Below are 23,441 nucleotides of genomic sequence, written 5' to 3'. Positions count from 1 at the left end.
GAGCCGCCCACGACGAAGCGAGGAGCGCGTGCGCGGGCCGCTCTGGTGAAGGCCGCGCGCAAGGTGTGAGCAGGTCGCACAGGTGGTGCCGGAGTTCCGTGAATTCCGGAGCCGGCGCGCTGACGCCTTCGTCCGCCGCAATGCCCGCGGCATCGCGGACCTGCAGGCGCGGGGTGTCGCCGACCGTGAGGTCGATCCGATGATGGCCTCCCGTGCGCTGTCGGGCATGGTCAGCGTGATGGCCTACAACGCCTTCGTGCTCGGCCAACGGCAAGAGCAAGGCGATGCGGTGGGCTTCGAGGAACTCGTGTCCACGGTCACCCGGCTCTGGGCGAACGCCCTGCGGTTCCCCGGCCACCGCTGACCGGGCGGCTCGACCCGGGCGAATCCTGCCGGCCTGGTGTACTGCGCGGACGTCGTCGGGCCGACGCCGGGCGTGAGCCGTTGTCCCCGCCATGGGTGGGGCGTCTCAGCGGGGCGTCCACGCGGACCGTGAGCGCCCCTCTCCTTTCGGCGTCATGAGCAGGCCGTCGCGTCTGTGGTCACTCCCCGCCGGCCACGCCGCGCCACGCGACGGGTGAGACCGCGGCCCACCGGGCTCTATGGGCTTACATGGCATCAGCAGGCCAGCGTGCATGGGGGAGCGCCGAGCGACCGAGTGCAAGGTGGTGTACAGCGGTGGAGAAGCGCATGCAGGAGTTCAGCAAGAGCCACGACGATCCGTTCGCCCCGCACCTCGCCGCCCTGGCGGTGTTCGACGACCGGGGAACCGTGGTCGGATGGAACCGGCGGGCTCAGGAGCTGCTCGGCCATCCGGCGGCAGCCGTGATCGGTCGTCCGGCATCCGAGGTCCTCGTCGATCCTTGTGATCTGCCGGCTGTCAGGGAGGCCGTGGCGAGCTGCCGGAGAGCCGACGGCTGGTTCGGGGTGCTGAACGTGCGGCACCGCGACGGGCGGCTCGTGGAGATGGGGCTCAGGGCCCATCCGCTCTCACGCGGCGACGGGATCCGCGAGTGGCTCCTTGCCGGGGCACCCACGGCTGACGTCCTGGAGTGGCAGAGGGACCGCGCCGTACTCGACGGGTTGTACCGCCGGTGCCCCATCGGCCTGGTCGTCCACGGCCCCGACCTGAGGCTTCTCCGGGTCAACCGGGCCATCGAACGCTTCACCGGCGTTCGGGAAGCGGAGTTTCGGGGGCTGCCCACCGGCTGTTTCCTCCTCCCCGACGACGCACGCAGGGCCGTGGACCGTGTGCGCCAGGTGATGGAGACCGGAAGGCCGATGGTCTACTCCGAGCAGTTCGTTCGCCTGGAGTGGGATCCGGCACGAGAGCGGGTCGCGATGGTCTCGTCCTTCCCGATGGAGGATCCCTCCGGCCGCATCCTGGGGGTGGCCGAGATGATCGAGGACATCACCGAACGCCGTCGGGCCCAGCGTCGGCTGGCGCTCCTCGACCAGGCCGGCAGCCGTATCGGAACCACCCTCGACGTGGCAGAGACTGCCCGGGAACTCGCCGAGGTGATGGTCCCACACCTCGCCGACCATGCGTCGGTGGACCTGCTGCAGCCGGTGACGCGCGGTGAGGAGCCGGCGCAGGGCCTGACAGGGCCGGTGGTGCGTGTGGGGGCCTGCAGCGTCGGTGCCCAGCAAGCCGGCCCTCCCCACCCCCAGGGCGAGCCGGTGGAGTTCGCGCCCGACACACCCCAGGGCAGATGCCTGACCGAAGGGCGGCCCGTCCTGGAACCGGTTCTCCCGCCCGACTGGTTCTCGATGGACACCCGCCAGGGGACCCACGCTCCGGACCTGAGCGCCCACTCGCTGATCGTGGTACCTGTTGCCGCGCGTGGCCTCGTGCTGGGCGTGATGACCCTGTGGCGTTCGCGTCGCCCGGATCCGTTCGAGGCGGACGATCTCACTCTCGCCCAGGAACTCGCCTCGCGTGCCGCCGTGTCCATCGACTACGCCAGGCGCTTCACCCAGCAGCAACAGACCGCGTTCACCCTGCAGAGCAGCCTTCTGCCCAGGGCGGTTCCGGACCAGTCGGCCGTCGAGGTGGCCCTGCGGTACCTGCCGGCCAGCGCGGCCCCAGGCCTGGGCGGCGACTGGTTCGACATCATTCCGTTGTCCGGGGCGCGCGTCGCCCTCGTCGTCGGTGACGTGGTGGGACGCGGTATCCACGCAGCCGCCACCATGGGCCGGCTGCGTACCGCCGTTCACACGCTCGCGAGCCTCGATCTGGAACCGGACGAAGTACTCTCCCGCCTCGACGACCTGGTCAACCTCCTGGCGGCTGAACAGGAAGCAGCCGGCGAACGGCCCGTGGGCGAGCAGGTCGTCGGTGCCACCTGCCTGTACGCCGTGTACGACCCGGTCTCCGGGCGGTGCTCCGGGGCCCGGGCCGGCCACCCGCTGCCGGTGGTGACCGCTCCGGACGGACAGGTGGCTCTGCTCGACCTGCCGGCCGGCCCACCACTCGGCCTGGGCGGCCTGCCCTTCGAGGCCCGGGACGTCGAACTGGCCCAGGGCAGCCTGCTGTGCCTGTACACCAACGGACTCATCGGCGAACGGCACATCGATACCGACCTCGGCCTGGCCAAGCTGTGCGCAGCGCTCGCTCGTCCCGCGGACGCGCTGGAACGGACGTGCCAAGCGGTGGTCGACTCACTCGTGCCCGCGCGCCCCACCGACGACGTCGCGTTGCTGATCGCCCGCACCCGCATGCTGCCACCGGACGACGTCGCCTCCTGGAGTCTTCCCCCGGAGCCTGCCAGCGCCGCCCGGGCCCGCGCACTGACCTCGGCCAAGCTGAACGAATGGGGTCTGGAACACCTGGCGTTCACGACCGAGTTGATCGCCAGCGAGCTGGTCACCAACGTCTACCGCTACGCCAGTGGCCCAGCGACCCTGCGGCTGATCCGGGAACGGTGTCTGGTGTGCGAGGTCAGTGACTCCAGCCACACCTCACCCCACCTGCGCCGCGCCCGTACCACCGACGAGGGCGGGCGCGGCCTGTTCCTGGTGGCCCAGATGACCGAGCGCTGGGGCACCCGCTACACCCGCGAGGGCAAGACCGTGTGGACCGAACAATCACTGACCGGCACGCTCGCCTGACCGTCTCAGCCGTCCCGGGCCCCCGCCGCCGCGGTCATTCGGCTGCGGCGAGCAGGCGCGCCTCGCTCTCCTCGTACAGCCGTCGGTGCTCCCGGCCGGCGGCGGCGCGGCGCCGGTGATCGAGACGGCTGCCCAGCCAGCCCGCCAGATAGCCGAACGGGACGGACACCAGTCCGGTGGACTGCATGGGGAACAGGTCGAAGTCGGCGTTCGGGAAGACGGCGGAAGGTGTGCCCGACACGGCCCTGGAGAAGACCATCAGCAGCAGCGCGCAGGCCGCTCCGCCGTAGAGGGTGGCGAGCAGGCCGGTGCGCGTGAATCCGCGCCAGAACAGGGAGTAGGTGAGCGCGGGTGCCACTGCCGAAGCCCCTATGCAGATGGCCAGCGTGGTCAGCACCCCGACGTTCCAGTTCTGGACCAGGACGGAGAGCCCGACGGCAACGGTTCCCACGGCCACGCTCGTCCACCCCGCCACCGTCATCTCCGTACGCGGCTGCGCGAGCCCCCGCCGCGCCGCATGGGCGAACACGTCGTGGGCGAGCGACGAGGCCGCGGCCAGGGTCATCCCCGCGACCGACGACAGCAAGGTGATGAAGACCATGCCCGCCACGGCCGAGTAGAGAATCGTCGTGCCCACGGAGCCGGGTGCCCCACCGAGCACCTGCGACAGCATGAGTACCGACGTCCTGCCCTGCGGGTCGGCCGCGGTGACGTACCGCGATCCCACCAGCGCCGCCGCGCCCGTTCCCATGATGATCACGAGCAGGCAGAACGTGGTGACCGTGCCCACCGCCCACGACATGGAGCGACGCACCGCCGGCACGTCCTGCGCGGAGTACAGGCGCATCGTGATGTGGGGCAGGCAGGCCACACCGAGGACCACGGTGATCTGGAGACCGATGAAGTCCAGCCGCTCAGCGGCCGAGGTGCCCAGTTGAAGGCCCTGCTGGAGGAAGGCGGGGCCCGCGCCGCTGCCGTGCTGGGCGGCCCTGAGCAGGTCGTCCGGGCTCCAGGCGAAGCGGTTCAGGACCAGGACGGCGACGACGGCGCTGGTGCCGAGCAGGAGCACGATCTTGATCATCTGAATGAGCGCGGTGCCTCTCATGCCGCCGAGCGCCGCGTAGATGATCATCAGGCTGCCTACGATGACGATGCACGCCGTCCTGGCACCGGTCACGTGCGGCAGGTCCAGGATGAAGGTGAGCAGCGACCCGGCCCCGGAGAGCTGGACGACGAGGAAGGGCAGGGTCGCCGCAAGCGTCACCACGCAGGCGGCGACACGCACCGCCCGCCCGGGCATGTTGCGGGCCAGGACGTCGCCCATGGTGAACCTGCCGGTGTTGCGCAGGGGTTCGGCGAGCAGGAACATCAGCAGCACCAGGGACAAGGCCGTGCTGACCGCGAGGACGTAGCCGTCGTATCCGGCGAGCGCGACGATGCCGGTGGTGCTCAGCACCGTGGCCGCGGAGATGTAGTCACCCGCGATGGCAAGGCCGTTCTTGAGCGGGGTGAGCGAGCGGTACCCGGTGTAGAAGTCCGTCAGGTCGTCGCGGTCCGGTCCCGCCATCACGCACATCAGCAGTGTGAGCGTGCCCAGGGCGGTGAACAGGATGAGGACGGTGGTCCGCGTCCCGGAACCGAAGTCGTTCATCTCGCCACTCCCGTGTTCCGGTCCGTGGGGACCGCCCGTTCCCTGACGGCGCGGGCCAGCGGATCCACCGTGCGTTGTGCGCTGCGTCCGTACCAGAAGACCGCCGCGAAGGTGACCACGAGTTGGAGGACTCCCAGGGCCATTCCCAGGCTCAGCTCTCCGGCGATCCTGGACCCCATCAGGCCCGGCGCCCAGCAGGACAGCACCACGTACACCACGAAGGAGCCGAGCGCGGTCAGTGTGGAGATCCGGCGGAGCAGGCGGTAGGCCGAGCGGAGGGCGGTCAGGCCGTCATCGTGAGGATGAGCCTGGTGCGCATACGGCTCGTCCCATGTGGCTTGCCCGTACCAGTCGGGTCCTGACGGCGGGTACCGGTTCTCGTCGGCATATGTCATGGCCTGGCCTGCCTTCCATCACGGCTCGGATCCGTGGAGGTCAACGGGGGAGGAATACGTCGGGCCGGCGCACCATACCGACTGGTTGGGATGCCTGTCAGTCTGCTGTGGGTCACGTTTCAGGGACGATGCGGTTCCGCCGGGCGGAGATCGGCCGACGGCGGCGGATCAACGGGAGGGGTCGAGAAGGATCTTGCGGACACCGGCGGTGCGGCTGTTGAACAGTTCGTAGGCCGCGGGGCCGTCGGAGAGGGCGAAGTGGTGGGAGACCACGGCCTCCGGCGTGATCCGGCCGGCCTGGGTGAGGGGGATCAGGGCGGGGAGTTCGTAATGGATCGAGCACAGCCCGATGGCGAACTCCAGCTCCTTGATCTGGGCCAGTCCCATGTGGAAGGGAAAGGCCTTGCTCTGGCTGACACCGATGACGCTGACCCGTCCTGCCTGCCGGACGGCTTTGAGGGCCAGCCCGATGGTGGCGTCCGAGCCCACGGCCTCCACCACGGCGTCCGGTCCGCGCCCTGCCGTCATCTCCCGTACGGCCGTTCGCGCGTCCTCACCTTCGACGGGCTCGACGCCCAGGGTTTCGGCGAAGGCCCGGCGCTCCGCGACCAGGTCCACGCCCAGCACGCGGGCTGCACCCATCATGAAGGCAGACTGCGCGGCCATGAGGCCGACCGGGCCCAGGCCGATGACAAGAACGGTTTCGCCGGGCTGAATGCGGGCTCGGCGGCAGCCGTACCAGGCCGTCGGGGCGTTGTCCGTCAGGACGATGGCGGCCTCGTCCGAGATGCCTTCGGGCAGGTGGACGAGGTTGACATCGGCATGGGGGACGGCCAGGAACTGGGCCTGACTTCCCGGAAGGTGCGGGCTCACGCCGTAACAGAGGTCCGTCGGCGCATGGGCTCGCTCGCACCTGGCGGTGAGTCCCTTCGCGCAGGTTCCGCACAGCGTGCAGCCGACCGAGGCGGGAACCAGGACGCGGTCGCCCGGCTTGAAGCGGGTGACCCGGTCGCCGGTGTCGAGGACCACGCCGACGCACTCGTGTCCCGGGGTGTAACCGGTCTCCGGGCTGAACCCGTTGCCGCCGTAGATATGCAGGTCGCTGCCGCAGATGCCGGCCGTGGTGACCTGGATGACCGCGTCGGTGGGGCTGGTGACGGCCGGGTCGGGGACATCCTCGAAGCGGATGTCGTGGGGGCCGTGGTAGGTCAGTGCCTTCACTGGATTGACTCCCGCAGCGCGTCAAGGCGCCTTTATCAGCTATTAATGCACGCGTATTACTTCGGCGCGGCGACGCTAGCATGGACATCCGTGACAGCACACGAGACCCAGGCCACGTCGCCTCGGAGCCGGAAGGCGGGTGACACGCGCGCCACCCTCCTCCGAGCCGCCGAGCGGTTGTTCGCGGCGAAGGGCGTCGACGGTGCGTCGCTCAACGAGATCAAGCGTGCCGCCGGCCAGCGCAACGCGATGGCCCTGCAGTACCACTTCGGCGACCGGGCGGGTCTGCTGCGCGCCGTACTCGACAAGCACCTCCCCGCGGTGGACGCCCGCCGGGAGGTGCTGTTGCAGCAGTACGAGGACAGCGGCGCCGCGGATCTCCGCTCTCTCGCCGCCGCACTGGTGCTGCCGGCCGCCGCGAAACTCGCCGATCCCGACGGCGGCCGCGAGTTCCTGCAGATCGTGGCCGAACTGCTCAACCGCCCCGAACCCCTGGTCGAGGCCGTCGTCACGGAGGGGTCGAGCATCTACCCCTGGCGGCGCCTGGTGGAGCCGCTGCTGGCTCCCGAGTCCACCGCGGTGTTCCATACCCGCTTCACCGCCATGCGGTTCTGCCACGCCGAACTCGCCGCCCGGGCCGCCGGACGCCCCCGCAGGGACGACCGGTTGTTCACCAGCCGACTGGTCGACCTGGTCACGGCGCTGCTGGCCGCGCCGGTGTCCGCACAGACCGCGCGACTGCTGCAGGACCGAAGCCGCAAGGGCCGGTTCGAGCGGAATGTCTCGACGCGCTGACCGGTCCGGCCGTGCAGACTGGGGTGGACGGCACCGGGTGCGGCTCGTGGTGAACATCACACAGCTCGACATACCTACTGGTCGGTACCCTGCGCAAAGCCCTGAATGACCTGAACCACAGGAGGCGCGATGTCCGTGACCAACCGACAGATCCGTCTGGCAGCCCGCCCCGTGGGCGAAGTGAAGCCCGAGGACTGGGAGCACTGCTCCGGGCCCGTCGAAGAGCCGGGCCCCGGCCATTTCGCCGGCCGGACGCGCGTCATCTCCCTGGACCCGGCCATGCGGGGCTGGCTGGACGACCGCCCTTCCTACCTGCCCCCGGTCGGCATCGGCGAGGTGATGCGCGCCGGATCGGTCATCGAGGTCACCGCATCCAACCACCCCGACTTCCAGCCGGGCGATCATGTGGTCGGCCTGTTCGGCGTCCAGGAGTACGTGGTCTCTGACGGCAGCGGCGCCATGAAGATCGACACCTCCCTCGCCCCGCCCTCGACGTATCTCGGCGCGCTGGGCATGCCCGGCATGACCGCCTACTTCGGCCTGCTGGACGTCGGGGCACTGAAGGACGGCGAGACCGTCGTGGTGTCAGGGGCGGCGGGAGCGGTCGGCACCATCGCGGGACAGATCGCGAAGGCCAGGGGCTGCCGGGTCGTGGGCATCGCCGGAGGGCCGGAGAAGTGCGCCATGCTCACCGACGAACTGGGATTCGACGCGGCGATCGACTACCGCACCGAAGACGTCAGGAAAGCGCTGCGCCGCCACGCCCCCGACGGCATCGACGTCTACTTCGATAACGTGGGAGGGGACATCCTCGACGCCGCCCTGACGCGGCTGGCGATGCACGCCCGCGTCGTGATCTGCGGTGCGATCAGCCAGTACAACAACGCCACACCGGTCAAGGGCCCCTCCAACTACCTCTCGCTGCTGGTGCGCCGCGCCCGCATGGAAGGCTTCGTCGTCTTCGACTATGCCAAGCGCTACGCGCAGGCAGCGCAGGAGATCTCCGCCTGGATCGGTGCCGGCCGCATCAAGGTCAAGGAACATGTGGTGCGGGGGAGCGTGGACGACTTCCCCGAGACGTTGCAGATGCTCTTCCGCGGGCAGAACGTCGGCAAGCTCGTCCTGGAGCTGGCGTGACCGCCGTCGCGAGGGGCCGCCGCACGCGCGCGCCTCGTTGATCCGCTCGGGGCACCGCCGAGCCCCGACCGCCGAGCCCCGACCGCCGGGCCGGCGCTCGGGGCAACGGCGACAGGTGGAACCTCCGCAGCCGACGGGCTCGGTCCTGCCCGGGCCTGCCTCGGTCCGGTCGAGCCGGAGCTGTTGGCCGGGGTACGGGCGACCTCCACGTCGTTCGGCTCCGCTCATGACCTCGCCGTCGGCGTCCCACCGACACGTTCACATCCGCGACGCACCCTCGTGCGCGGGCAGTTCCGCCAGCGCGGTCAGCACCGTGTCGTTGGCATTCCGGTCGCCGACGGTGAGCCGGAGTCCTTCGCCGGGGTAGTGGCGCGCCGTGACGCCGGCTTCGGTGAGTGCTGCGGCGCCCTCATCGACCGGATCGGGCGTGGCGAGCCAGACGGAATTGGCGTGGCTGGGGCCAACGCGCCAGCCGAGGGACACGAGTTCACGCCGGAGCCGTTCGCGTTCGGCGACGACGGTGTCCACGCGCAGGCGCAGCTCGCTTTCGGCCCGCAGTGATGCCTTCACCGCCGCCGTTGCCACCGCGTTGATCCCGAAGGGCAGCTGCTGCCGACGGATCCGCTCCACCAGACCGGGGGCGCCGAGTCCGTAGCCGACGCGCAGGGCGGCGAGGCCGTAGGCCTTGGAGAAGGTGCGCAGGACCAGCAGGTTGGGGTGTGCGTCCAGGAGCGCGGGTGTGCCCGGCAGGTCGGTGTGGCGGGCGAACTCCACGTACGCCTCGTCGAGGAGCACGGTGACGTGTCGGGGGACCTGACGCAGGAATGCCGACAGTGCGTCGGCGGTGACGAGGCTTCCGGTGGGATTGTGGGGATTGCACAGCACCACGACGCGGGTGCGGTGGTCGAGCGCCGCGAGCAGGGCGCCCAGATCCTGGTGTCCCTCCGGCGTCAGGGGGACGGGGACAGGTTGAGCGCCGACCATGGTGGCCAGGAGGGGATAGGCGTCGAACGTGCGCCAGGCGTAGGCCACTGTGTCGCCGGGCCGGACCACTGCCCGGAGCAGCTGCAGGGCCACGCCGACCGATCCGCTGCCGACCGCGACGCGGTCGGGGGTCACCTGGCACCACGCCGCGATCCGCTCGGTCAGGTCGTCGGGGTGGAACTGTGGATAGCGGTGGGCCTGTGCGACGGCCCGGTGCATCGCCTCGCGCACCGAGGGCAACGGGGGATACGGGCTCTCGTTCAGGGCAAGTCGGTGCAGCACGGGGATGTCCATGGCTCAGTCCCGTCCGCCGTGCCAGCGAACGGCGACGGCACCGGCGAAGTCGCCCGCGTGGGCGAATCCCCCGAGCACCATCAGATCACCGTCCTCCACCTGCCCGGAGCTGATCGCGCGGTCCAGGGTGACCGGGATCGCCGCTCCGAACAGGTTCCCGTAGTCGTCGAAGGTGTTCAGGTGGCGCTCGGCCGGCAGTTGCAGCGCCTCTCGCCAGTTCCGCAGGAAGGTGCGGTTGGGCTGGTTGGTGATGAGTACGTCGATGTCGGTGCTCGCCACGCCGAGTCGCCGGCACAGGTCCGTGACCACCTCGGGGACGAGGCGGTTCCCGCGTGCCAGGACCTTGGCGACGCTCGCGTCGGTGAACCCGATCCGCAGCTGGGACTCTCCCGGCTCCCAGTACTTGCGACCGTCGTCGAGCGCCACGGTCATGTCACCGGCGTACTCGCCGATGTGCCGGGTCTCCACGTCGAGGACCGGCGACTTCGCCGACGTCGTCACGTACCCCACACCACAGCCGTCGCCCGGGATCGCCGCCTGGGCGAGTTTGCGCACCTCGGACTGGGTGAAGCACTGCCCCGCGGCGCTCTGCGCGTTGCAGATCAGCGCCGTCTTCGCGTCGGTGGAGGTGAGGATCTGCCGGGCCAGCTTCACCATGTACACGAAGGACGCGCAGCCCGCGTTGGCCACGTCGACGAGCCACTCCGGGTTCAGGCCCAGTCGACGCGCCACCTCGGTTCCGGCGCCCACGAACGGCAGGTCCGGCAACTGGCTGTGCACCAAGAGCACGTCGACACCTCGGATCTCCGCCCGGCCGTGCCGTTCGATCAGGGGCTGTACGGCGCGCTCGACCAGGTCCGCGTTGGTCTCGCCCCTGGCCACGTGATGCCGTAACGGCGGGACCCTGAACATGGGGTGGTTGCGGAGCTTGTCCTCGGCTCCGGGGAAGTCCGTGTAGAACTCCGCGGGGACCGGCTCGCCGGGCAGGTAGCTCGCGACGTCGGTGAGGCTGACCGTGGTCACCGCGCCACCGCCCTCGCCGGAGCCGAACCGACCGGCAGGCCGTTCCGGTGCCGGTGCTCCAGGATGGCCTTGAGGTTGCGCATCTCCACGGTGTGGCCCGCGTAGAAGAGATCCCAGTAGTCGCCCACCCAGGGCCGGTCCGGGCGGGGAGCCAGGTCGGGGCGCGGGTTGTCGTCGTAGTAGGGGTGCCGGCAGTTGGTCCAGGTGATCACCGAACCCGGCTTGTCCAGCACCAGCGGGGCCGGTACGACCCGCATCAGGTAGATCATCCACAGCTTCTCGCCCTGGTCCCAGGAGCAGTGGTAGTCCACGGTCATGGCCTCGGGGTTAGCGAGCACCTTGCAGTAGATCCTGGTGTCGTCCTCGAGCCGGTCGTGACCGACCCACAGCCCCGGGGTGCCGGTGGGCGCGAAGTCCCGCAGGCTGCAGGTCCACTCCTCCAGGTGGTGCCCCTGGCGCAGATAGTCGTAGGCCTGCTCCGGGGGGCAGTCGACGTACTCGTGGATGGTGCAGTACTGCCCGTAGACCTGATGGTGGGGGTAGACCGCGTGGGTGAGCTCCATGCAGTGGGCGGTCAGTTCCTCCTTGCCGGCGTTCTCGATCCGGACCAGACCGGGGATGTCAGCCAACGTGGACGACTCCTCGCTCATCTGAACTCTCCTTGTTCTGGGTGTTGTTGGTGATGTCGGTGAAGGACTGGAAGGGAAGGAACGGGGGGATCTCCCGTGGGTCACAGTCCACTGCGACGAACGCCGGGCCGTCGCCCGCGTTGCTGCGCAGCAGTGCTGTGCGCAGGTGCGCCGCGTCGGCGGCTCCCGTGGCATCGAGGGAGGGGAAGGCGGCGGTCACTCCGGCGGCGAGGTCGGTCCGGGCGAACAGGTCGTCGCTGCGGACGCCGCCCTGGAGGAACTCCTCCCGCATCGCGCACATGGCGTGGGCGTTGTTGTTGAAGATCACGAACGTCACGGGCGCGTCGTACTCCACAGCGGTGTGCACTTCCATCCCGTGCATGAAGAAGGCCCCGTCCCCGGCGAGGACGTAGGTACGCCGGCCCGTGGCGAGCGCGGCGCCGATGCCGGCGCCGAAGGTGTAGCCCATGCCGCCCATGCCGACCGCCACCACGAAGCGGCCGTGGCGCGGCGCCGGAAGGAGATGGACCGCGCTGGCCCCCGCGTTGCCGGCGTCCACGAAGACGTGCGCGTCCTGGGGAAGCGCCGCCTCCACCGCGGCGACCGCCTGGGCGTGGGGGACGGTTCGCTCCCCGGCTCGCAGGAGCGGACCCGGCATGGGTGCGGGAACGGGGCCGGCGTGCGGCGGGCAGGGACGTGGGTGTGACGGCAGCCGGGCGGTCACCGCGCGCAGCGCGTCCCGCAGGTTCCCGCCCAGTGCGGTGCCTGGCACGAACGGCGTTTCCGGGCCGAGGCAGACCACGTCGGTGTCGGCCAGGGCCCGGTCGAGGCCGCCGCGGGCCAGGAGCGGCAGCCGGGTGCCGACCAGCAGGCACAGGTCTGCCCGGCGCAGACAGTCCTCCACGTTGGCGTGGCCCATCACCCCGGCCACGCCTGCGAACCGGGGGTCACGGTTGTCGAAGACGTCCTTGGCGTCCGGGGTGACCGCCACCCACGCCCCGAGGCGCCGGGCCAGTTCGGCCAGATCCCCACGCGCGTCGGCGGCGGCGACCTCCTCACCGGCGATGACGAGGACGTCACCGGCCCGGCGAAGGGCGTCCGACACGGTGCTGACGGCAGTTGTGTCGAGCCGCGCCGCGGATGCCGTCGCGGGGCCGCCCGGTGCCGGGGCCGCGTCGCGGGCGGGCACCTGGATCCGCGCCTGCTGCACGTCCTTGGGCAGCAACAGCACGGCCGGCCCGCGCGGATCGGACTGTGCCGCCGCGACGGCCCGGGGCAGCAACTCCGTGAGCGAGTCCGCGTCATCCACCCGGGCGCAGAACCGGGAGACGGGTGCGAAGACCTCCCGGGCGTCGAAGGAGCCCGCCTTGCCGCTGGAGTCCTGGAACGCCCCGTGCCCTTCCTGGCCGGTCGGCGGCTGGCCCACCAGGGCCAGCACGGGCACCCGGGAGGCGTACGCTTCCGCCAGACCCGGTACGAGGTTCATCGCCCCACCGCCGGAGGTGGCGGCGACAACTCCGAGGCGCCTGGTGGTCCGTGCGTATCCGTCGGCCATGGTGACGGCGGAGAACTCGTGTTTGGCGACGACGCAGCGGACGGCGCCGCCGCGGTGCACCGCGTCATACAGGTCCTCGATGTTCGCGCCGCCGACGCCGAACATGTGGCTGACGCCGGCCCGGGCGAGTTCCGCGGCGAGATGGTCGGCCAGGCGTACGGTTTCCGTCTCGCGTAACTCCGAGGTCGTGGTGGTCATGCGGGGCTGCCTTCCCTCTCGTGGTGCTGGTCGATGAGGCCGGACGGCGAGATCACCTGAAAGCGGTGCCGGTATTCCTTGGGGGTGAGTCCCAGGGTTCGTCCGAAGGAGCGGAAGAACGTCTCGGTGGCGCCGAATCCGCAGCGGCCGGCTATCTGGCTGATCGACAGGTCCGTGGTTTCCAGCAGTTCGCGTGCGCGGGCGATGCGCGTCCGCTCGACGTACTGGCCGGGTGTCGTGCCCACCTCACGCCGGAAGACCCGGGCGAAGTTGCGCTGACTCATGTTGGCCTGCCGCGCGATCTCGGCCACGGGCAGCGGGTTTTCCAGGTGGTCAAGAATCCACTCCTGCGCCGCGCGGATCGGCGGATGGTCGGCCAACTGGGCGTCGAGGACGGCGCTGTACTGGGACTGTCCTCCGTGCCGCTTGAGGAACAGCACCAGAAACCGTGCCGTCTCCAGCGCGAGCGCCGATCCGTGATCGGCCTCCACCAGAGCGAGCGCCATGTCGATGCCCGTCGACACGCCCGCGGAGGTCACGAAGGGGCCGTCCCAGACGAAGATCGGCTCGGCGTCCACCGTCACATCCGGATAGCGGCACGCCATCGCCTCGCTGTACGCCCAGTGCGTGGTGGCGCGTCTGCCGTCGAGGAGCCCTGCCTCGGCCAGCAGAAAGGATCCGCCGCATACGGAGGCGACTCTGCGCGACCGGGTCGCTGCCCTGCCGATCCAGGACACGAGCGCCCGGTCCCTGAGCGCGTTGTCGAGACTCCATCCGCCCGGCACGAGGAGCGTGTCGATCGGGCCCTGCCCTGCCTCCAGCGGTGAGGCCTCCACCACCACCCCCGAACTCATGCGCACCAGTGGCGCGTCGGCGGAGACGAAGTCGGTCCGGTAGGGGGTGCCCGAGGGACCCAGGAGCCGATTCGCGGTATCGAACACTTCAATCGGTCCGGTGATGTCCAGGGCCATTGCGCCCGCGTACACCACCACAACAACACGTCGCTCCAACACGGTCACAGCCTGTATCGGATGTCGCACTGGCTGCAATGACAGATTACTGACGTATCCGGCCAGCGTGCGGCTCCAGGGCGGTCAGGAAGGGCGCTGGTCAGGCAGTTCGCGCGCGGAGCAGGCAGCGAGGGGTGAGACAGCTCACAGGACGGCTGGTGTTGGTTGATCGAATGGCCACAGGCTCAGGCGGCGTCCATCAGGTCCCGTCGGGACGGTTCGGTGCGGTCGGGTGCATGGCATGAAGAACGCTAAGGATCCGGGTCGTTGCGGAGGCCCTTTCGCACCTGTGGGGCGACAGGGCGACGCAGGCTGAAGAGGCGGGACGGTCGGTGCGGTCCTCGACGCACCGGCCCAGGGGCGCTGTTGGGTAAGCCGATGGCCGGCGCACGGAGTTCGGCCCGCTGACGCGTGAGCCGGCGGGGGCGGTCCCGGTCGATGCTCCATCCCCTGGAGGCCGCCCCCCCGCGGAGCCGACAGGCGCCACGTGCTCAGACGGCGTTCAACCCTCCGCGCGGATCGCGCGGTCCGGCACCTGGCCCTGGCCCTGACTGGCGCCGGGGAAACGTCGAGGCCACAGACGCAGTCATTGGGAAACGGGACGGGGGAGATGCTCCGGTGCACCATCAGGATTCGATGCACAGTTATGCAACGGTGAACTACAACCGTTTATCTCAACCTCATACGTAACATTGGAATTTCCTCTTGCGGGGCGTCCCCGGCTAACTGTAGCCTGCGGTACGCAAAGATAAGGGTACGTCAAGTGGCATACCCGTCGCGTGGAACGGTCGCGTCTCAGGCTGCTTCAAAATTTCTCTGTGCCGTTCAGTGAAAAGCTGCCATGGGATCCGCCACCGGAATGTCTCTGCATCGCGCGCTTTCTGAGAAAACGGGGGGACGAAGGGATGCATTCCCTATTAACGCGGTTATGGGAATGGTGTCGACTCAGGCATCTGATTCAGATGGTTCAGAGTGTCAGCGCAAGCCTGACGGCGTTTTCGTGCACCACTCTCCTCGCCCCGTCCCCAGGGCGAAAACACGATTCCGGGGCGATCGGTTTGCCTGCCCTGCCCGGCAGGCGTGTGACACCGCCGGAGTCCCGCGGGGCTGCGCGCCGCCTGGGAAGGTGCACACAGGCACGGGTTCTGATGCTCATTCAGGTCAAGGCAACTCGTCCCGCCAAGGGAAGTCCCGTGACTGTTGCCCGCGCATCCTGCCGGCCGTCCACGCGCGTGCCTCCCGAGAGGCCTGCCGCACCCGTGCGGCCGCCAGGGTGCGGCGATGGGCAGGTCGTGCCCCAGGCCGACCGGGTCGACCGGAACGCGCCCGCGGCCCACTCGGTGGTCTCGATGGTTCCCGCGCATCGTTGGTGACCCGGCAGTGATCTGCGCGCCAGACGTTTCCAGCAACGATACCGACGCGCAGTCCGACCATCGAAGTCCCCATGAACAATCCGCACCCTCTTGCGCCGTCCATCCGGCTTGCTCGCGCCGGAAGCCCACGCACTCCGTGAAGGCAACCCATGGACGCACCCGAATCCAAGCCTTTCGATCCACGCGACCAGAGCGCGCCGACCGGCTCCGATAGTTCCGCTCGAAAGATGACGGGGGAGTTCAGTAATGTCCGAGTCCACCACGCCCGCCCGCACGAACCGGCCAGCCGACACTTCCCGGGAGCGGGCGAACGCCCATATCTCCTTTGCTGCGCAAGCGGTCGATCTACCGTCGCTCGTGCCGATCATGTATACCTTCATGTTCCGGAACATCGCCAGTGACGGCTTCGTCTTCAGCGATCCGCAGTCGCCGGGCGACATTTCCCGGGACTCGAAGCCGGGTTGCATCATCGCCGCTCCGTCCTTCCCGGCCGACACCCCCGGCATCGACGAGGACTACGTCTTCAACTGGGTGCGCGACGGGGCCATCACGGCCATGGAGGTGGCCAAGGCCGACATGCCCACCCGCCCGGGCGGGACGGTGCAGACGCTCAACGACTACGTGCAGTTCGCCGACCTCTGCCACTCCAACGTCCAGCCGCCGCTGACCAAGGGTCACGCCTGCTTCAACATCGCCGGCGACCCCCGGCCGTGGACCGAGCAGAACGACGGTCCGGCCTTGCAGACGATCACCGTCCTGGCCGCCTACGACCAACTGGATCTCGGCACCCAGAAGCGGGCGGTCGACCTGGTGAACTCGAACGTGGCCTACCTCCTCGGCGTCTACCAGGGCCCCACCACGAACCTGTGGGAGGAGCACAGCGGGTACAGCTTCTTCGCCCGCTCCGTCCAGCTGCGCTGCTTCGAGGAGATCCAGGCCTCGGCCATCGTCGGCATCGACAAGCCGACCAAGCTGCGGCCCGCCATCAAGTGGCTGCGCCAGGCCCTCGCGGGCCACTGGGACGGGAGCAAGTACGTGAGCATGCTGGCCGACCCCGGTGACGGGGCCCAGCCATCGCCCCAGAATCCGGTCGTCAGCGGTTACGACCCGAACATCGACATCGTCCAGTCGGCCGTCTACGGCGCCGTTCCCGTCACCGACACCAAGCTGCTGGCCACAACGGCCCAACTGCGCTCGCAGTGGGAGGAGGGCGGCATCGCCTTCTACCCGATCAACAAGGCCGACAAGGAAGCGTTCGGCATCGGGCCGCTGTTCGGCCGCTACCCGGGCGACGTCTACGACGGTGACACCGCGCACCCGGTGCTCGGCGGCCATCCCTGGGCCCTCTCCACGTGCAACGTCGCCGAGCTGCACTACAAGCTGGCCGCCGAGATCAAGGCGAGCGGCAAGGTGCCCGTGGACGACCTGTCCGCACCCTTCTTCGCCCAGTCCGGCATCGACACGTCGACGGCCCCGGCGGCAGCCGCCGCCGCCCTGGCGGCGACCGGTGACGCCATGGTGCGGGCCGTCATCTACCACAGCGACAACCTGGAGCTCTCCGAGCAGTTCGACGGCACCACCGGCTTCGAGCGCAGCGTGCACAACCTGACGTGGAGCTATGCCGCCTACCTGTCCGCCATGCGGGCCCGGGCCGAGGCCGTGTGACCCGTGGCCGACCGACTCGAATCCCCACCACCACACCGGTCCCGGCCGCGCCTGGCAGCGGAGGAGTGACTGCCCCATGTACGCGAAGTTCCCCGAGGGGGCGGCGAAGCGCACCGACCCCGCGGCGGCGGCCGAGATTCTCTACGACGCCGTCATCGTCGGCGGCGGGATCGCCGGCGCCCTCATCGCCTCGCGGCTGAGCGACGCCGGCAAGAGGGTACTGATACTCGAAGCGGGCCCGGCCGAGGACCTCACCCTGAGGGGCTACGAGAGCTACCTCGACCGCTTCTACTCGGCCACCACCAAGGACAACCAGTCGCCCTACCCGGTCGTCGCCAACGCCCCGATGCCCCGCGGCACCGACGCACGGCGGATCCTTCCGGGCGCGCCCGACGCCTCGGCCTACATCGTCCAGAGCGGGCCCTTCGCCACCGACACCACCTATACGCGGGTCCTCGGCGGCACCACCATGCACTGGGAGGCCAAGACGCTGCGGATGCTCCCGGAGGACTTCCGGATGCGTACGCTCTACGGCGAGGGGGCCGACTGGCCACTCACCTACGAGGACCTCGCCCCGTACTACAACGAGGCCGAACGCGAGATCGGCGTCTCCGCCGACGTGGAGGACCAGGCCTACCTCGGAATCACCTTCGACGAGGGCTATGTGTTCCCCATGAAGGGGCTGCCCCTGTCGTACCTGGACCGGATGGTCGCCAAGGACCTCAACGGGATGCCGGTCGAGCTCGACGGGGAGCGGTGCGAGCTGCGGGTCCGGCCCTTCCCGCAGGGGCGGAACGGGATACCGAACCCGGCTTTCGACGGTGGGAAGGGCTATGTGCCGCGAGGGGCGGTGAGCACGTACCAGGTCGAGGTCGGCGGGCGGTGCCAGGGCAACAACAACTGCGTGCCCATCTGCCCGGTGCAGGCCAAGTACCACGCCGGCAAGACCCTCGCCGTGGCCCTCCAGAGCGGCCGGGTCGACCTGGTGGCCCAGGCGGTGGCCTACAAGGTGCACGTCGACGAGCAGACCCGCCGGGTGACCGAGATCGAATACCGCCGCTACGACCGGCCCGACAGCTCCGGCTTCACCACCATGAGAGCCCGGGGCCGGCTGTTCATCCTGGCCGCCAACGCGGTGGAGAACCCCCGGCTGATGCTGGCCTCCGGCCTGCGCAGCTCGAGCGGCCTGATGGGGCGGAACTTCATGGACCACGCCTACCTGCTGGCGTGGGCCCTGCTGCCAGAAGTGGCCGGCACCTTCCGGGGCACGAACTGCACGGGCGGCATCACCGACCTGCGCGGGGGCCGCTTCCGCCGCCGCCAGGCGGCATTCAGCGTCGACATCCACAACGACGGCTGGGGCTGGGCGCGGGGGGCGCCGATGACCGACCTGATCGACCTGGTGGACGCCGGTGGCCGCTACGGCGAGTCCCTCCGCCAGGGCCTGGTGGACCGGGTGTCCCGCCAGCTGCAGCTGGCGTTCATGGTCGAGGTCCCCGCCAACCCGAGCAACCGGATCACCGTGGACCCGGCCTACACCGACCACCTGGGGAACATGCGGCCCATCCTCACCTACGACATCCCCGACTACACGATGCGGGGGGTGGCGTACGCCCGGCAGCTGTCGAGGCGGATCTTCGCCCGGCTCGGCGCCGAGGACCACACCGCGTACGACCCGAACTTCTGGGGCTACGCCGTCCACGCCGGCGAGGGGTACGAGATCCGAGGGGGCAACCATCTCGCCGGCACCCACACGATGGGCCGCGACCCGTCGACCTCGGTGGTCGACCCGGATCAGCGGTGCTGGGATCACGAGAACCTCTACCTGGTCGGCGGGGGAAGCATGCCCACCGTGGGCACGTCGAACGTGACGCTCACCGTCGCCGCCCTGTGCCTGCGCAGCGTCCGGGCCATGCTGGCCCAGCTCGACGCCGAGACCGCACCGATCGACGTCACCTCGAACGCCGCCACCCGGCGCCAGCCTCAGGAGGTGGCCCAGTGACCGCGTCGACCATCGAAAAGCGTGACGACCTGATCAGCTACCTGCACGCGGCGATGGCGCTGGAGCACGCGACCATCCCTCCTTACCTGACCGCGTACTACTCCATACACTCCACCACCAACTCCGACGCCGCCCACATCATCAGGGTGGCCGCGGTGGAGGAGATGCTGCACCTGACCCTGGTCGCCAACGTCCTGAACGCCATCGGCGGGAAACCCGACCTGACCCGCCCCGGCTTCGTGCCGTCCTACCCGGCCTACCTGCCCGACGGGGAGGACGACTTCACCGTCGACCTGCGGCCCTTCTCCCCCGAGGCGGTGGAGACGTTCTGCAAGATCGAGCGGCCGGGCAAGGCCCCCGGCGCACGGCTGCTGCGCACAACGGACACCGGGAGGCCGCTCCTGGCCTCCAGCCCGACGGTCGAGGGGATGCGCTTCTACAGCATCGGCGAGTTCTACGCGGAGATCATCGAAGGGCTCGAGAAGGTGGCGGCCGACGACCCCGGGCTCTTCTGCGGGAATCCGGCCCTGCAGGTGGGGCCCGAGTACTACTACTCCGGCGGCGGGGTGGTGACCGTCGTCTCCGATCTGGACTCGGCCCGGCAGGCGCTCCGATTCATCGCCGCTCAGGGCGAGGGCCTCGACTCGGGCATCTACGACGCGGACGGGGAGCTGGCCCACTACTACCGGTTCCGGCAGCTGCAGCTCGGCCGCTACTACCAGGTGGGCGACGACCCCGACGCGCCTTCGGGGCCGCCGCTCAGCATCAGCTGGGACGATGTGTACAAGGTGAAGGTGAGCGCCCGGCTGGCCGACTTCCCGGCGGATTCCGAACTCGCCCGTGTCGCCCGGGACTTCAACGCCGACTACGGGGCCTTCCTCGCCCTGCTCACCAGAGCGTTCAACGGGCAGCCAGACCTCTTGCAGGACGCCGTCTGCGACATGTTCCGCCTGCGCGACGGGTTCAACCGGCTGGTACGCAACCCCCTGCCGGGCAGCGACGGCCTGCACGCCGCTCCTACCTTCGAGATCCCGACCGCGGCCGGGTGCGATCCGGAGGCCTCTCGGTCCGCCGGTGAGACAGCGCAGGCGGTGACCCGGTGACCGCCCCGTCGTTCGAGGAGTTCCTCCGCCTGTCGGTCGACCTCACCGCCTTCGAGGAGACCGAACTGCTCGGCACCGGTCTGGCCCGCCGGTACCTGGCCAAGGTACGGGCCGCCTGCGGCGACGAGATCGTCACCGCCCTCCTGGACGCCCACCGGGCGGCCCGGGCCGACGCGGCCGGTGAGGCCGGAAGCCTTGACCGGATCCTGCTCGACCGGGCCCTGCGCCACCGGGTCTTCAGCGACGAGCGCCTCGGCCCGGTGGCCCGCAACGTGATCAAACTCTGGTACGCCGGGATGTGGTGCGCGCTGCCACCCGAGTGGACCGACCGCTACGGGGCCCAAGCTGCGGGCGAAGCGTCCACGGTCACCGCCGCCTCCTACCAGGAGGGGCTGCTGTGGCGGGCCATCGGGGCCAATCCTCCGGGTGCCAAGGGGCCCGGCTACGGCTCCTGGGCTCAGCCACCCCGGATCGAGGACCGCTACCTGAAAGGGGCGACGAAATGACAGGATTGGCTGACCGCCTCGGCCCGGACAAGGTGAAGCTCGGCATCTGCTGCACCCTGTGGTGGAACGACGACTTCCCCGCCATCGACGCCGACATCTCCTTCGGCCAGGCCGTGAGCGAGATGGCGCTCGCCGGCTTCCAGGGCTGCAGCATCGGGCACAAGTACCCCTCGGACGCCACCGAGCTCAAGGCCGCCCTCGATCTCCGCGGCCTGCAGGTGTCCGAGCCCTGGACGAGCACGTACTTCACGATCGGCAAGATGCGGCAGAAGACGATCGCCGCCTTCGAGGAGACGCTGGCCCATGTCAAGGCGCTGGGCGGGACCGAGCTGGTCGTGGCCGAGTTCGGAGCTTCGTCGCACCTGCTCCCCGTCGACGTGTTCGCCAACCGTCCGATCTTCACCGACGCCCAGTGGGACGCCCTGACGTCGGGTCTGGACGAGCTCGGCAAGATCGCCAACTCGGCCGGGATGAAGCTCAGTTATCACCACCACATGGGTACCGGCGTCATGACCCGGGCCGACGTCGACCGGCTGATGGCCTCCACCGATCCGGCCCTGGTTCACCTGCTGCTCGACACCGCCCACATCGCCTTCGCCGGCGACGATCCACTGGACATGGCCCAGGCCTACGCCGACCGCATCGGCCACGTCCATCTGAAGAGCATCCGGCCCGAGGTCGTGAGCCGGGTGCGGGAAGAAGGCCTGTCGTTCCAGGAGGGCGTCGAGCTCGGCGTCTTCACCGTGCCCGGTGACGGCGCGATCGACTTCCGGCCCCTCCTCGAGGTGCTGGCCGACGCCGACTACCGGGGGTGGCTGGTCGTGGAAGCCGAGCAGGACCCGAACAAGGCCGTCCCGCTGGAGTACGCCAAGAAGGCCCGCGCCTACCTCGCCGAGATCTTGGGCTGGTAGCGAACGGAGGACACCGGGAATGAACGCGACATTCAAACGGGACGTGTTCTTCAGCTTCTTCATGTTCACGGCCGATTTGAGGCCGCAGGACTCACGTTACACCGCAGTCCTGATCAACCATCTGAAGGCCCTCACCGACATGGGCTACGACGGCTTCGACCTGCACATCGCCTCCCAGCCCGCGACCGTCGACCACAAGCTCGAGACCGACAGCTACGTCGCCCTCAAGAAGGCATTCGACCAGGCAGGGCTGAAGGAGGTGAAGTTCACGACCAATGTCGGGACCACGCGGACCTTCGACCCGACTTCACCTTACGAGGAGCAGCGCCGACAGGCCCTGTCCTACCTCAAGTCACGCGTCGACATCACGCGGGTCCTGGGCGGCGACTCGATCATGTCAGGGCCGTTCCTCTACCCCTACGGCGTCTTTCCGGTCACGGACGCTGGTGAGCCGATATGGAGCGACGCCCTCCAGGACTGGATGGAGTCGCGCTATCAGGCGGCGCGTTCCGTCTTCGAGGATCTGGCGGAGTACGCCGCGGCACGAGAGGTGAAGCTCGCCCTCGAACCCGTCAAGAGCTGGGAGACGCCCCCACCCAACATGGTCTCGGAGGCACTGGACTTCCTCGATGGCCTCGAGCACTCGCAGGCTGGCGTGACGATCGACACCGCGCAAGCCGTGATGGAGAGCCAGGGCCCGTCGGTCTTCAAGGGCAATGTCGCGAAAGCCGCCCGGCAGGATCGGCTTCACTACGTTCATATATCGGCGCCCGACCGGGGTGCGGTGAAAGACAGCTGGATCCCGTGGGACATCATCCTGAACGAGGTCGATCCGGTGTACCGCGGGCCGTACCTGATCGAGGTGTTCAACGCGATCCCGCCGTTCGTCAGCTCTATGCGCATGGCACGCCGGCGCTTCTGGCGGCCCGGCGAGGACGACCCGGTGCCCGACGTCGAAAGCGCCTACGACGTCGCGCGGGCCGCATTGGAGGAACTGCGAGAGCAGATCATCATTCCTTCCGCCCGAGTGCCTCGGAAAGGTCCCGAATGCTAGCCCAGGTGTCAGATCCCGTCATCATGGTCGTGAAGCAGACAGACGATGTGCGTATTCACACCTTCGTCTCGTCTTTCGCGTACAGCAATATCGCGAACGCCACGCATATCATCGAGACCAGGAACCAGCTGGTTCTTGTCGACGGGCAGTTTCTCGTCCCTTATGCAAGGGCGTTCAGGGACTACGCGGACAGCCTTGGCAAGCCGATCGAGAGGCTGTACCTTTCCCACCGGCACCCCGACCACTGGTTCGGTTTGGGGACAGCGTTCAACGACATCGCGATCTACGCGCTGCCGGAGACCATGAGCTTCATCCAAGAGCACGGAGAAGCCTCGAGAAGTGACCACTGGAAACTCGGCGACCTCGCTCCGGACCAGATAGTCGTGCCCAAGCAAGCCGTCAGCCCCGGCACCGAGACGATCGACGGCGTCAGGTACGTCTTCGACCGGGTGACAGAAACCGAAATCGACTTCCACCTGACCATCAGGCTTCCTGATCTGGGAGTGTATTTCGCTCAGGACCTGATCTACAGCGGCACCCATCTGTACCTGACGACGCATATGGGCCACTGGATCCGGGTGCTCCAGGAAATGCTGCTGTCGGACTGCGATCTGTTCATGCCGGGCCACGGCCTGCCGGCCGACAAAAATGAAGTCGCCCGCAACATCGAGTACCTCTCGGCCGCTCGGCAGGCAATCGGCAACGGCTTGGCAGGCGACGCCTTCAAGGATTTCATGCTCCAGCGGTATCCCGAACGCAAGTGCCCGGGGATATTCGACATTTACATGCCCCGGCTGTTCAGCGGCGCGAGCGACTACTGACCG

Annotated in this window: 19 protein-coding genes; 11 read left to right on the top strand and 8 right to left on the bottom strand. The window is 69.1% G+C overall.

The annotated features are described in order from the left end of the window. The first annotated feature begins 82 nt into the window (after window positions 1-82). Together ABZ624_RS24695 and ABZ624_RS24690 are read left to right on the top strand one after the other, a co-directional pair. Window positions 83-364 (top strand): hypothetical protein, encoded by a 282-nt coding sequence (locus tag ABZ624_RS24695; protein ID WP_360092830.1) that lies wholly within the window; start codon window positions 83-85, stop codon window positions 362-364. Window positions 365-690: 326 nt separating this feature from the next. Beyond that, complete coding sequence (locus ABZ624_RS24690; protein WP_360092952.1) at window positions 691-3,111, top strand: SpoIIE family protein phosphatase; 2,421 nt, start codon at window positions 691-693, stop codon at window positions 3,109-3,111. A 34-nt stretch (window positions 3,112-3,145) separates the two neighbouring features. Here the strand turns inward: ABZ624_RS24690 and ABZ624_RS24685 are convergent, their stop codons facing one another. The 3 genes from ABZ624_RS24685 to ABZ624_RS24675 all read right to left on the bottom strand — a co-directional run bounded on the left by ABZ624_RS24685 (window position 3,146) and on the right by ABZ624_RS24675 (window position 6,378). Beyond that, complete coding sequence (locus ABZ624_RS24685) at window positions 3,146-4,762, bottom strand: cation acetate symporter (protein ID WP_360092827.1); 1,617 nt, start codon at window positions 4,760-4,762, stop codon at window positions 3,146-3,148. Next, complete coding sequence (locus tag ABZ624_RS24680) at window positions 4,759-5,157, bottom strand: DUF485 domain-containing protein (protein ID WP_360092824.1); 399 nt, start codon at window positions 5,155-5,157, stop codon at window positions 4,759-4,761. The genes ABZ624_RS24685 and ABZ624_RS24680 overlap by 4 nt, the downstream gene beginning before the upstream one ends. Window positions 5,158-5,325: 168 nt before the next feature. Then, complete coding sequence (locus ABZ624_RS24675; RefSeq protein WP_360092821.1) at window positions 5,326-6,378, bottom strand: alcohol dehydrogenase catalytic domain-containing protein; 1,053 nt, start codon at window positions 6,376-6,378, stop codon at window positions 5,326-5,328. A 90-nt stretch (window positions 6,379-6,468) separates the two neighbouring features. Between ABZ624_RS24675 and ABZ624_RS24670 the strand changes: the two genes are divergently transcribed. Beyond that, window positions 6,469-7,173: a helix-turn-helix domain-containing protein gene (locus ABZ624_RS24670; RefSeq protein ID WP_360092818.1), complete on the top strand. Its 705-nt coding sequence runs from the start codon at window positions 6,469-6,471 to the stop codon at window positions 7,171-7,173. Window positions 7,174-7,302: 129 nt separating this feature from the next. Further along, window positions 7,303-8,310, top strand: coding sequence for an NADP-dependent oxidoreductase (locus tag ABZ624_RS24665; protein WP_360092815.1), 1,008 nt, complete (start codon window positions 7,303-7,305; stop codon window positions 8,308-8,310). A 258-nt stretch (window positions 8,311-8,568) separates the two neighbouring features. Here the strand turns inward: ABZ624_RS24665 and ABZ624_RS24660 are convergent, their stop codons facing one another. Genes ABZ624_RS24660 through ABZ624_RS24640 form a run of 5 tightly spaced genes read right to left on the bottom strand, consistent with a single transcriptional unit; the run spans window position 8,569 to window position 14,006 of the window. Next, window positions 8,569-9,588 (bottom strand): histidinol-phosphate transaminase, encoded by a 1,020-nt coding sequence (locus tag ABZ624_RS24660; RefSeq protein WP_360092812.1) that lies wholly within the window; start codon window positions 9,586-9,588, stop codon window positions 8,569-8,571. 3 nt (window positions 9,589-9,591) lie between these two features. After that, on the bottom strand, window positions 9,592-10,611 hold the full coding sequence (locus ABZ624_RS24655; RefSeq protein WP_360092809.1) for a 3-oxoacyl-[acyl-carrier-protein] synthase III C-terminal domain-containing protein: 1,020 nt from the start codon (window positions 10,609-10,611) through the stop codon (window positions 9,592-9,594). Beyond that, complete coding sequence (locus ABZ624_RS24650; RefSeq protein WP_360092806.1) at window positions 10,608-11,261, bottom strand: SRPBCC family protein; 654 nt, start codon at window positions 11,259-11,261, stop codon at window positions 10,608-10,610. The genes ABZ624_RS24655 and ABZ624_RS24650 overlap by 4 nt, the downstream gene beginning before the upstream one ends. Further along, window positions 11,233-12,993: a thiamine pyrophosphate-binding protein gene (locus tag ABZ624_RS24645; protein ID WP_360092803.1), complete on the bottom strand. Its 1,761-nt coding sequence runs from the start codon at window positions 12,991-12,993 to the stop codon at window positions 11,233-11,235. The genes ABZ624_RS24650 and ABZ624_RS24645 overlap by 29 nt, the downstream gene beginning before the upstream one ends. Next, window positions 12,990-14,006 (bottom strand): GlxA family transcriptional regulator, encoded by a 1,017-nt coding sequence (locus ABZ624_RS24640; RefSeq protein WP_360092800.1) that lies wholly within the window; start codon window positions 14,004-14,006, stop codon window positions 12,990-12,992. The genes ABZ624_RS24645 and ABZ624_RS24640 overlap by 4 nt, the downstream gene beginning before the upstream one ends. Window positions 14,007-15,742: 1,736 nt before the next feature. Here ABZ624_RS24640 and ABZ624_RS24635 point away from each other — a divergent pair. The 7 genes from ABZ624_RS24635 to ABZ624_RS24605 all read left to right on the top strand — a co-directional run bounded on the left by ABZ624_RS24635 (window position 15,743) and on the right by ABZ624_RS24605 (window position 23,438). Beyond that, on the top strand, window positions 15,743-17,041 hold the full coding sequence (locus ABZ624_RS24635) for a glycoside hydrolase family 15 protein (RefSeq protein WP_360092949.1): 1,299 nt from the start codon (window positions 15,743-15,745) through the stop codon (window positions 17,039-17,041). A 76-nt stretch (window positions 17,042-17,117) separates the two neighbouring features. Next, window positions 17,118-19,043, top strand: a complete 1,926-nt coding sequence (locus tag ABZ624_RS24630; RefSeq protein WP_360092797.1) for a GMC family oxidoreductase — start codon at window positions 17,118-17,120, stop codon at window positions 19,041-19,043. Continuing rightward, entirely contained in the window at window positions 19,040-20,146 is a 1,107-nt protein-coding gene (locus ABZ624_RS24625; protein WP_360092794.1) for a ferritin-like protein, read from the top strand. Before ABZ624_RS24630 ends, ABZ624_RS24625 begins: the two co-directional genes overlap by 4 nt. Next, window positions 20,143-20,652, top strand: coding sequence for a hypothetical protein (locus tag ABZ624_RS24620; RefSeq protein WP_360092791.1), 510 nt, complete (start codon window positions 20,143-20,145; stop codon window positions 20,650-20,652). The genes ABZ624_RS24625 and ABZ624_RS24620 overlap by 4 nt, the downstream gene beginning before the upstream one ends. Further along, a complete protein-coding gene (gene iolE, locus ABZ624_RS24615) occupies window positions 20,649-21,563 on the top strand; it encodes a myo-inosose-2 dehydratase (RefSeq protein WP_360092788.1) in 915 nt (304 codons plus the stop codon). Before ABZ624_RS24620 ends, iolE begins: the two co-directional genes overlap by 4 nt. A 19-nt stretch (window positions 21,564-21,582) precedes the next feature. Beyond that, window positions 21,583-22,617, top strand: coding sequence for a sugar phosphate isomerase/epimerase family protein (locus tag ABZ624_RS24610; protein ID WP_360092785.1), 1,035 nt, complete (start codon window positions 21,583-21,585; stop codon window positions 22,615-22,617). Between the two features lie 5 nt (window positions 22,618-22,622). Next, window positions 22,623-23,438, top strand: coding sequence for an MBL fold metallo-hydrolase (locus ABZ624_RS24605; RefSeq protein ID WP_360092782.1), 816 nt, complete (start codon window positions 22,623-22,625; stop codon window positions 23,436-23,438). The last annotated feature ends 3 nt before the right edge of the window (window positions 23,439-23,441 follow it).

The organism is Streptomyces sp. NPDC007205 (assembly GCF_040634095.1).
Classification (GTDB): domain Bacteria; phylum Actinomycetota; class Actinomycetes; order Streptomycetales; family Streptomycetaceae; genus Streptomyces.
Note: the sequence above shows the minus strand (reverse complement) of the source record. Positions and strands in the feature narration are given on the sequence as shown.